The sequence below is a fragment of the Brevundimonas sp. LPMIX5 genome (assembly GCF_003576505.1).
Taxonomy (GTDB): domain Bacteria; phylum Pseudomonadota; class Alphaproteobacteria; order Caulobacterales; family Caulobacteraceae; genus Brevundimonas; species Brevundimonas naejangsanensis.
Genome location: NZ_QWTZ01000004.1, coordinates 364,238 through 374,033 on the forward strand (window position 1 = coordinate 364,238; position 9,796 = coordinate 374,033).

Annotated in this window: 9 protein-coding genes; 8 read left to right on the forward strand and 1 reads right to left on the reverse strand. The window is 69.3% G+C overall.

Annotated elements, in window-relative coordinates:
• The first annotated feature begins 36 nt into the window (after positions 1 to 36).
• The 8 genes from D1604_RS06890 to D1604_RS06925 all read left to right on the forward strand — a co-directional run bounded on the left by D1604_RS06890 (position 37) and on the right by D1604_RS06925 (position 7,824).
• A complete protein-coding gene (locus tag D1604_RS06890) occupies positions 37 to 708 on the forward strand; it encodes a response regulator transcription factor (RefSeq protein ID WP_024353621.1) in 672 nt (223 codons plus the stop codon).
• A gap of 77 nt (positions 709 to 785) precedes the next feature.
• Entirely contained in the window at positions 786 to 1,184 is a 399-nt protein-coding gene (locus tag D1604_RS06895) for an endonuclease domain-containing protein (protein ID WP_119412745.1), read from the forward strand.
• Entirely contained in the window at positions 1,181 to 2,596 is a 1,416-nt protein-coding gene (locus D1604_RS06900) for a sensor histidine kinase (RefSeq protein WP_024353619.1), read from the forward strand. Before D1604_RS06895 ends, D1604_RS06900 begins: the two co-directional genes overlap by 4 nt.
• On the forward strand, positions 2,593 to 5,478 hold the full coding sequence (locus D1604_RS06905; protein ID WP_119412746.1) for a bifunctional [glutamine synthetase] adenylyltransferase/[glutamine synthetase]-adenylyl-L-tyrosine phosphorylase: 2,886 nt from the start codon (positions 2,593 to 2,595) through the stop codon (positions 5,476 to 5,478). Before D1604_RS06900 ends, D1604_RS06905 begins: the two co-directional genes overlap by 4 nt.
• Before the next feature lie 67 nt (positions 5,479 to 5,545).
• Positions 5,546 to 6,196 carry an EF-hand domain-containing protein gene (locus D1604_RS06910; protein WP_158584919.1) on the forward strand — a complete coding sequence of 217 codons (651 nt, stop codon included), beginning with the start codon at positions 5,546 to 5,548 and terminating at the stop codon, positions 6,194 to 6,196.
• A gap of 62 nt (positions 6,197 to 6,258) precedes the next feature.
• On the forward strand, positions 6,259 to 6,834 hold the full coding sequence (locus tag D1604_RS06915) for an RNA polymerase sigma factor (protein ID WP_024353616.1): 576 nt from the start codon (positions 6,259 to 6,261) through the stop codon (positions 6,832 to 6,834).
• 10 nt (positions 6,835 to 6,844) lie between these two features.
• A complete protein-coding gene (locus D1604_RS06920; protein WP_119412748.1) occupies positions 6,845 to 7,285 on the forward strand; it encodes a hypothetical protein in 441 nt (146 codons plus the stop codon).
• A 2-nt stretch (positions 7,286 to 7,287) separates the two neighbouring features.
• A complete protein-coding gene (locus tag D1604_RS06925) occupies positions 7,288 to 7,824 on the forward strand; it encodes a periplasmic heavy metal sensor (protein ID WP_024353614.1) in 537 nt (178 codons plus the stop codon).
• On the opposite strand, the gene D1604_RS06930 is transcribed toward D1604_RS06925, so the two are convergent.
• On the reverse strand, positions 7,809 to 9,796 hold a 1,988-nt coding region (locus D1604_RS06930; RefSeq protein WP_119412749.1), incomplete at its 5' end, for a cache domain-containing sensor histidine kinase. The genes D1604_RS06925 and D1604_RS06930 overlap by 16 nt on opposite strands.

Genomic DNA, 9,796 nt, shown 5'->3' on the forward strand with positions numbered 1-9,796 from the left:
GCTAACATCGCCGCCGAATCTTTTTTGGGAGGCTGCATGCGTATTCTGGTGGTTGAGGACGACGCCGAGGCCGCGACCGCCATGGTGCGCGGCCTGAGCGAGGCCGGGCATGAGGTCACCCACGCCGTGGACGGCGCCTTCGGCCTGCTGGAATCGCAGAAGGGCGGCTACGACGTCTATGTCGTGGACCGAATGATGCCGCGCCTGGACGGCGTCGGCATGGTCGAGACCATCCGCAAGGGCGGCGACCAGACGCCGGTGCTGTTTCTGTCGGCTCTCGGCGAGGTCGAGGATCGCGTTACGGGGCTGAAGGCGGGCGGCGACGACTATCTGGTCAAGCCCTACGCCCTGGCCGAACTGGTCGCGCGGGTCGAGGCCCTGTCGCGTCGCCGCGAGACGGGCGGAGTCCAGACCGTGCTCAAGGTCGGCGATCTGGAGATGAACCTGATCGCTCGCACCGTCCACCGCGAGGGTCAGGAGATAGACCTGCAGCCGCGCGAGTTCCAGTTGCTGGAATTCCTGATGCGCCACGCCGGCCAGTCGGTGACGCGCACCATGCTGCTGGAGAAGGTCTGGGAATACCATTTCGACCCCCAGACCAACGTCATCGACGTGCACATCAGCCGCCTGCGCTCCAAGATCGACAAGGGTTTCGACAGGGCCATGCTGCAGACCGTGCGCGGCGCGGGGTACCGGCTGGAGGCGTAAGGCGCGCAATCTTTCTCCCTCCCCTTCATGGGGAGGGTGGCCGGCGCAGCCGGTCGGGTGGGGAGGGCTTGCAAATCATGGCGATCATCGCTCGAGCCCGCGCCATGCGAAAGGCGCTGACGCCGCCCGAGGCGCGTCTGTGGGTGCAGTTGAAGCTGTTGCGCGCTCAAGGGTTTCATTTTCGGCGGCAGGCGCCGTTTCGCGGCTATTATCTCGACTTCGTCTGTTTCGACCAGCGCTTGGTCATAGAGGTGGATGGCGTCACCCACACGGTCGAGGCGCGGGCGAACAGGGACAGGGTGAGAGACGCGGTGCTGGCAGGCGAAGGGTTCACGACGCTGAGATTCGACAACGCCGCCGTTCGCGATGATCTGGACAGCGTGATGGCGGGCATAATGGGCGCGCTTGAAGCCCTCCCCACCCGGTCGCTGCGCGACCTCCCTCCCCATGAAGGGGAGGGAGATAAGCTGAAGTGAAACTCCCCTCGCTCTTTCGGCGTACGCCTTTTCGGCTGACGCTGCTGTTTCTGGCGCTGTTCGTGGCGACGGCCAGCGCGGTGCTGGCTTATGTCTATTTCGCTTCGGCGTCCGAGGCGCGGACGCGGGCCGAGACGAGCGTGCAGGGCGAGGTCGATAGTCTGACCGCCATCTATCGCACGCGCGGCCGAGACGCTCTGAATCAGGCGCTGGTCGAACGGGCGATCCGCCACGGGCCCTACCTTTATGTCTTCAAGGACGCCGAGGGCCGCATCATCACCGCCAACATCACCGACGTGCCCGACGGGGTGAAGCCGGGGCAGTGGGACAGCTTCCGACTGACCGATACGGACGAGGACGGTCGCGTCCGGCGCCGTCAGTCGATCGGCGTCAACACCTCGCTGTCAGGCGGCGAACACCTGTTCGTGGGCGAGGACATCGGCGACATCGAGGCCTATCTGGCGCGACTGACCCAGGCTCTGTGGGGCGCGATGGTCATGGTGCTGGTGCTGGGCGTCGGCGGCGGGCTGTGGATCAGCCGTCGCGTCGAGCGGGCGATGGCCGGGCTGAACCGCGTGGTCACGGCGGTTCAGGAGGGCGATCTGAAGGCGCGCGTGCCCATCCGTCATTCCGGCGATGAACTGGACGAACTGGCCGAGGGTCTGAACGGCATGCTGGACCGGCTGGAAGGCTCGATGGCCTCGATCCGCCATGCCGGCGACGCCATCGCCCACGACCTGCGCACGCCGCTGAACCGGATGAAGGCCAAGATGGAGGTGGCCCTGATCGACGCCGAGGCGGGGCGGACCTCGGGCGTCGACGCCCTCAGCGTGGCGCTGGATGAAGCCGACGCCCTGCTCAAGACCTTCAACACCGTACTGGCCATCGCCCGACTGCAGGCGGGCGGGGCGCCCGAGCCCAAGGTGTTCGACGCCGCTGATCTGGCTGCAGACATGGCCGAACTCTATGAACCGGCGGGCGAGGACAAGGGGCTGGAGTTCGCCGCCGAGATCGAGAGGGGGCTGATGATCGAGGGCAACCAGCCCTTCCTGGCCCAGGCGCTCGCCAATCTGATCGACAACGCCGTCAAATATACCCCCGAAGGCGGGGCTGTGATGTTCCGTGCGCGGCGGCGCTCGTCGGGCGATGTGGAGTTCTCGGTCACCGACAACGGGCCGGGCGTGCCGGACGGAGACCGCGAGCGCGTGCTGCAACGCTTCGTGCGGCTGGACAACAGCCGCACCGAGCCGGGCTCGGGGCTGGGTCTGTCGCTGGTCACGGCGGTAGCCGAGGCGCACGGCGGCCGCATCCAACTGGACGAGGGACCGGGCGTCTATGACGGGCGCGGGCCGGGTCTGCGCGTGGCCCTGATCCTGCCCGCCGCCACGCGGGCGCCAGAGGTCGAGGCGTGAGCGAAGGTCTTGCGGGACGGTTGCAGCCCTGCGGCCCCGTGCGCGACGCAGAGGCGGCGGCGCGCCTGCATGAACGACTGGCTCAAGTGGCGGAAGCCGATGGCTGGCGCGCGACGCTGGATGCGGCGTGGGGCGCGCTGGAGCCGGTCTTCGCCGCCTCGCCCTATCTGGCCGGATTGGCGCGGCGCTGGCCGGATCGGCTACGACGGACGCTGGACAGCGATCCCGAGGCGCGGCAGGCGGAGATTCTGGCGGCGACGGACGCCCTGACCGGCGCGCCGGACGAGGCCAAGGCGCCGCTGCGTCATCTGAAGGCGGAACTGCACCTTCTGACGGCCCTGTGCGACCTGGGCGGCGTCTGGGATCTGGATCAGGTGACGGGCGCCCTGTCGCGCTTCGCCGATGCATCGGCGCGCGCGGCGCTTCGGATCATCGCCGACGACTGGAGCCGTCGCGGGCGGCTGATCTCGACGCCCGACGATCCACGCGGGCCGGTTCCGGGCCTGTTCGTTCTGGCGATGGGCAAGGGCGGGGCGTTCGAGCTGAACTACTCCTCGGACATCGACCTGTCGCTGTTTTACGAGCCGGAAGCGCTTGAAACCGCCCTGTCGGAAGGCGTGGAGATGCAGGGCTTCGTCAACCGTCTGGCGCAGGGGCTGACGGCCCTGTTGGCCGAGCGGACGGCGGACGGTTACGTCTTTCGGGTCGATCTGCGGCTGCGGCCGGACCCGTCCTCGACCCCGCCGGCAGTCGCGGCGCCGATGGCGCTGGCCTACTATGAATCCGTCGGTCAGAATTGGGAGCGGGCGGCCTTCATCAAGGCCCGCGTCTGCGCGGGCGATGCGGCCGAGGGCGCCGGTTTCCTGAAGGCGTTGGTCCCCTACATCTGGCGCCGCAGTCTGGACTATCAGGCGGTGCTCGACATCCAGTCGATCAAGAAACAGATCCACGTCCACAAAACCGGCGAGGGGCTGGAGGCGGCGGGCGCCAATCTGAAGCTGGGTCGGGGCGGCATCCGAGAGATCGAATTCTACGTCCAGACCCAGCAGTTGATCCTGGGCGGGCGGAACCGGTCCTTACGCTCGCCGCGCACGCTGGAGGCGCTGGACGCCCTGACCAAGGCGGGTCATGTCAGCCCTGAGGCGCGCGACGAACTGCGCGCCGCCTATGTCGAGCTACGCGCGCTGGAGCACCGGGCTCAGATGCTGGCCGACGAACAGACGCATATCCTGCCCGTCGATCCCGAACGTCGCGCTGATGTGGCGGCTCTGGCGGGGCAGGGCGATCTGGCGGCCTTCGACGGCGGGATCGAGCGCCTGCTGGTGCGGGTCAACGCCCGCTATGGCGAACTGTTCGAGGGGGGCGAAGACCTTTCCTCTCCCTATGGCAGCCTCGTCTTCACCGGGGTGGAGAACGACCCCGGCACGCTGGAGACGCTGGCCCGCATGGGCTTCTCCGAGCCCGCCAGCGTGTCCGATACGATCCGCAGCTGGCACCACGGCCGCATTCAGGCGACGCGCACGGCGCGGGGGCGCGAACTGTTCACCCGGCTGGCGCCGCAACTGCTGACGGCGGTGGCCAAGACGGGGGCCCCGGACGCGGCCTTTCGTCGGTTCGCCGTCTTCTTTGCAGGGCTCAGCGCCGGGGTGCAGGTGCAGGCCCTGTTCCTGAACCAGCCCAAGCTGTTCGAACTGGTGGTCGAGGTGATGGCCTTCGCGCCCCGGCTGGCGCGGATGCTGGGGCGGCGGCCGCAGGCGCTGGACGGCGTGCTGGACGCGCGCTTCCTGACGGATCTGGACGCAGATTCAGGCGTCGTCGGCCAGCTTCTGGCCGAGGCCGCCGCCGCGACCGATTTCGAAGAGGCGATGAACGTGGTGCGTCGCCAGCATCGCGAACAGGTCTTCCGCATCGGCATGCACACCATTACCGGCCGCGCGGGACCGGAAGAGGCGGGGCGCGCCAATACCGATATGGCAGAGGCCTGTATGCGGGCGCTGGCCCCGGCGGCCTTGAAGGAGGCCGAGCGTCTGGGCGGAGCGCTGGCGGGCGCGGTCGCCGTCGTCGCCCTGGGCAAGGCGGGCTCGCGCGAGATGTCGGCGGGCTCGGACCTGGACCTGATGACCGTCTATGAGGCGCCGCCCGAGGCCGCGTCCGCCGGGCGCGGCTGGAGCGCCGAGACCTTCTATGGCCGTTTCACCCAGCGGCTCATCGCCGCCCTGTCCGCCCACACCGCCGAGGGCGGTCTGTATGAGGTCGACATGCGCCTGCGGCCCACGGGTTCGAAAGGGCCGGTGTCGGTGCGGCTGGAGACCCTGCGCGCCTATTACGCCGAAGAGGCCGATACCTGGGAGTTCATGGCCCTGACCCGCGCGCGCGTGGTGTGGGCCAGCGACGACGGCTTCGGCGCCGAGGTCACGGCGGCGCTGGACGAGGCCTTGCGGCGACCCAGGGATGCTGTGCAAACCGCGCGCGAAGTGCGGGCGATGCGCGACCTGATGGAGCGCGAACGGGCGGCCAAGGGCTTCTGGGACCTGAAGCTGTCGGCGGGGGCTCAGGTGGACGCCGAGTTCGTCGGCCAATACCGCCAGCTGATGGCGGGGGCGGCGGGCCGGCCCCTGACCGTCTCGACGCTGGAGGCGCTGAAGGACGACCCTGTGCTGGCCGACAGCTGGCGCATGCATCAACAGCTGTCGCAGCTGACCGCCTGCGCTTTCGAGGATAAGAACGACCCCGACCAGGAGCCGCCGGGCTTTCAGAAGCGTCTGGCTGCAGCGGTCGGGGCGCCGGATTTTGAAACGCTGAAGGCGCGTCTGATTGACCTGCGTCTGCGGGCGCGGCGGGCGTTTGATGCGGTTTTGCCGCCGATCAGCGACGGAAACTGATCCGGGCGCCGTTCTATCTCTCGACAGGGATGCTTTCGGGGCGGCTTCGCCCCAGGAGACCATCGAGATGAAGACCATATTCGCCGCCGCCGCCGTATCCGCCCTCATGCTGACGCTGGGCGGCGCCGCTGCTGCACAGACGACGCCGGAAACAGGACGCCAGGCGCGCATGGCCCAGTCTGCGGGTCAGCCGATCAGTCAGGCTGACTTTGTCCAGCGCCGCGTCGAGCGACTGCGGGCCGCCGACGCGAACGGGGACGGCCAGGTGACGGCCGAGGAAATGCGCGCCCATGCCCAGGCCCGCCGCGCAGAACGTCGCGCCGCCCAGTTCGACCGTCTGGACGCCGATAAGGACGGCTCCATCAGCCGCGCCGAGTTTGAGGCGCCGCGCCAGCAGGCGAGCGGCGAAGGCCGTATGGGCGCCGGCCGTTGGGGCCATGCGAGGGGCGGCATGAAGCAGGGGCGCATGGGGGGCCACGCTGCGCGCGGCGGCGCCGACCGCTTCCCTGTCGTCATCGCCGAAGTTGAACGCAAGGCAACCGAGGCCTTCGCCCGCATGGACGCGAACAGCGACGGGACGCTGAGCGTCGAAGAGCGCCGCGCCGCCATGCAGGCGGGGCGCGCCGAGATGCGTCAGAAGCGCGACATGCGCCGGATGCAGCGCCCGGCGGTCAGTTCGCAGGGGACGGCGTCGCCTTCGGCGCCCGTTTCGGAGTAAGGTGATGTCGGGGACGGCGGCTGGACCGCTCGCCCTTATTGCAGCCAAGCAAAGAGGCGTGATTGGCGAAGGTCGCCGACCCCGACGAGGACCTGGTGAAGCGCGTGGGCGCGGGCGATCCTGCCGCCGTTCAGGCCATGGTCGCGCGCAAGCTGCCGCGCATGTTGTCGCTCGCTCAGCGGATGCTGGGCGATGCGGCGGAGGCTGAGGACGTGGCCCAGGAGGCGATGCTCAGAGCCTGGAAACAGGCGCCGCGCTGGACGCCCGGACAGGCGCGCTTCGATACCTGGCTGCATCGCGTGGCCCTCAATCTCTGTTACGACCGGCTGCGTCGCCGCCGCGAGATCGCGACGGACGTCATTCCTGACCATATCGACGACGGTCCGGCGCCGGATCGGGGGCTTTTGGCCGCCGAGACGGGCGCCCAGGTTCAGGCGGCCCTGTCGCGCCTGCCGCCGCGCCAGCGCGAGGCCATCGTCCTGTGCCACTATCAGGAGTTGGGCAATATCGAGGCCGCCGCCCTGATGGAGATCAGCGTGGAGGCGCTGGAAAGCCTGTTGTCACGCGGGCGGCGGGCGTTGCGGGCGGCGCTGGCGGATCTCGCGCCGCAGGGCGTCGTGAAGGCGACGGGGAGATAAGGGGCTGAAGATGACGACGATGGACCTGGAACGTTTTGAGCATCTGGCTGACGCCTATGGCGCCGACCTGAGACGCTGGCCCGAAACGGAGCGCGAGGCCGCTCGCCGGTTGTTGGCCGCCGATCCGCGCGCGGGTCGGATTCTCGGCGAGGCGGACGTGCTGGACGCCTTTCTCGACGCAGCGCCGCGTCCGGCGCCGTCTCACGCCATGCGCGAGCGGGTCATCGCTGATGCGGCGGGCGCCCATCTTGGGCGGCGTCGAGGCCGGTGGGGGCCGTTCGCCTGGATGTCGGGCGCGGGCTGGGCCGCCGCCGCCTGTGCAGGCGTGGCCTTCGGCATGGTGTTGACCAGTCAGATGACGGCGGAAATCCGCGCCGACACCGTCTTGTATCAAGCCAGTCTGACAGCGGCGGACGACGCTGAAATCCTGGCCGCCGGCCTGGGGGGATAAGTATGAACAAGGGTCTGAAGATCGCCCTGGCGGCCTCGGTCGCGCTCAACATCTTCGCCGTCGTCGGCGGAGGCACCGCCTGGGTGCTGTCACGCAAGGCCGAGAATCAGGCGATCGAAGGGCGCAGGCCGGGTCGCAGCGAGCCCGTCTGGGCCGTGGTCGAGGCCTTGCCGCCTGCCGTCCGCGATCAGGTCCGGAGCGAGCTGCGCGCCAACGCCCTTGAAGCGCGGCCGGATTTCGAGGACTCCCGCGCCGCGCGGCGTGAAGCCATCGTCATGACGGCGTCAGATCGCTTCGACGCCGTGACGGTCGCCGCTCTGTTGGAAAGGTCTCGCGCGTCAGAGATGCGCGGGCGCGCTCGTCTGGAGGCCGGTGCGGTCGAGACGCTGGGCCGCCTGTCGCCCGATAATCGCAAGGCCCTCGCGCCGATCCTGTCGCGGCATAAGTCGAGGACCCGCGATACGTGCGCGACGCCGCATCCGGAGCACAAGGCCGCAGACAATGCGGGGGCTCCTACGGACGATCAGGCCGCGCGCTGAACCCGCTGAACCGGGCCGCTCACGGGCTTCATGGCGCCTTGCGGGGCTTTGACGGGCAGGTCGAACCAGACGGTGGTGCCCCGCCCCGGCTCGCTGTCGATCGTCATCCGGCCGCGATGCAGTTCGATCAGCGACTTGGTCAGGGCCAGGCCGAGGCCCGTGCCCTGCGTCGATTTGGAATGCTGGCCTTCGACCTGTTCGAACGGCTGGGCCAGACGCGCCAGGTCGTCCGCTGAGATGCCGATGCCGGTATCGGCCACGGCGATGCGCACCGTCTCATCGTCTCTGGGCATCACGCTGACTCTGACCGCCCCGCCCTCGGGCGTGAACTTTACGGCGTTTGAGATCAGGTTCAGCAGGACCTGTTTCAGGCCGCGCTGATCGGCCTCGACGCGCAGCCCTTCCGGGCAGGACAGGGCCAGCCGCAACTGGGACTCCAGCGCCTTGCCGCGCATCAGCCGCACCGCCTCGCCGCACAGCACGTCCAGCGCCACCGCCTCATAGTGCAGGGTCAGCTTGCCCGCCTCGATCTTGGCCATGTCGAGGATGTCGTTGATCAGGCTGAGCAGATGCTGGCCCGAGGCGTGGATGTCGGCGGCGTAGCCCTTGTAGCGAGGGTCGCCCAGCGGCCCGAACATTTCACCCGCCATGATCTCCGAGAAGCCGTTGATGGCGTTCAGCGGCGTGCGTAGTTCATGGCTCATATTGGCCAGGAACTCGGACTTGGCGCGGTTGGCGTCTTCGGCGCGGGTCATGGCGACCTCATATTTGCGCGCAAGCAGGGACAGCTTGTCCTGGCTGGCCTCCAGTTCCTCGACCATGGCGCGCAGTTCATCGGCGGCGCGGCGGCGCTCGGCTTCCTGGCGGCGGACGACGGTGATGTCGGCGCAGATCACCACCGTGCCGCCGTCGCCGGTGAAGCGTTCGGCCATCTGCAACCAGCGGCCGTCCTTCAGTTCGACCTCGCGCACGCCCGCGCGCCCTTCGACGGATGGGCGTTCGGACTTGATGGCGTCGGCGGCGATGCGGTTCAGCTCGTCCTTCAGCGCGCCGCGTCGCACGACGCCGGGCGGAAAGGCGAAGGCGTCCTGAAAGCCCTGGTTCCACAGGATCAGGCGGCCGCGTCGGTCGAACAGGACGAAGGCGTCCGACACGCTCTCGATCGCGTCGCGCAGCCGACCCTCGGCGGCCTGGGCCTGGGCCTTGGTGCGGCGCGCATCGGTCACGTCCAGCGCCACGCCCATCAGGCTGATGAAGACGCCGTCGCGGCGCGGCTGACGTGACTGGCCGCGCGCGTCGATCCAGCGGACGCCGCCCGACTTCAGCGGGATCGGGAAGGCGGCTTCGAAGGCGCCGTTCAGGGCCGCCTCGTCCAGCGCCTGATGCAGCACGTCGCGATAGGAGGGATGGACGCGTTCGATCAGCGCCTGGGTCGTCAGGCGCGAGCCTTCTTCGACCTCCAGAAGGGCGGCCATATAGTCGGACAGCACCATCTCGCCGCGGCCGATGTCCCACTCCCATATGCCGCAACGCGCGGCCTCGACCGCCACGCGGAAGCGCCGCTCGGTCTCGGCCCAGCGACGGCCTGCCCGCATCTGGCGGCTGTTCTGGACGGCGATGACGCCCAGCATCAGCACCACCAGCAGCAAGGGCCCGGCCAGCATCCAGGCGTCCTCCAGCCAGGCGGCCAGGCCGTGGGCGCGGGGCAGGGCGGCCACCACGGCCAGCCCAGTGTCGCCGATGGGCGCGACGGCGGCCGAGCGCGCCTGTCCGTCCGGTCCCTTGACCGCGCGGCCGGGCTCGGCCGGGGTCTGGCCCGCGGGCATGACCGACAGGGTCACGTCCCTCAGGCTGGGCTTGAGTTCAGGCAGGGGCGTGCGGGCCAGCAGGACGGCGCCGCCGCTTGTCGTGACGCTCTGGGTCATGCCGTCCTCGCCCAGCTGGACGGCGGAGATGGCGGCGGCGGGGGCGG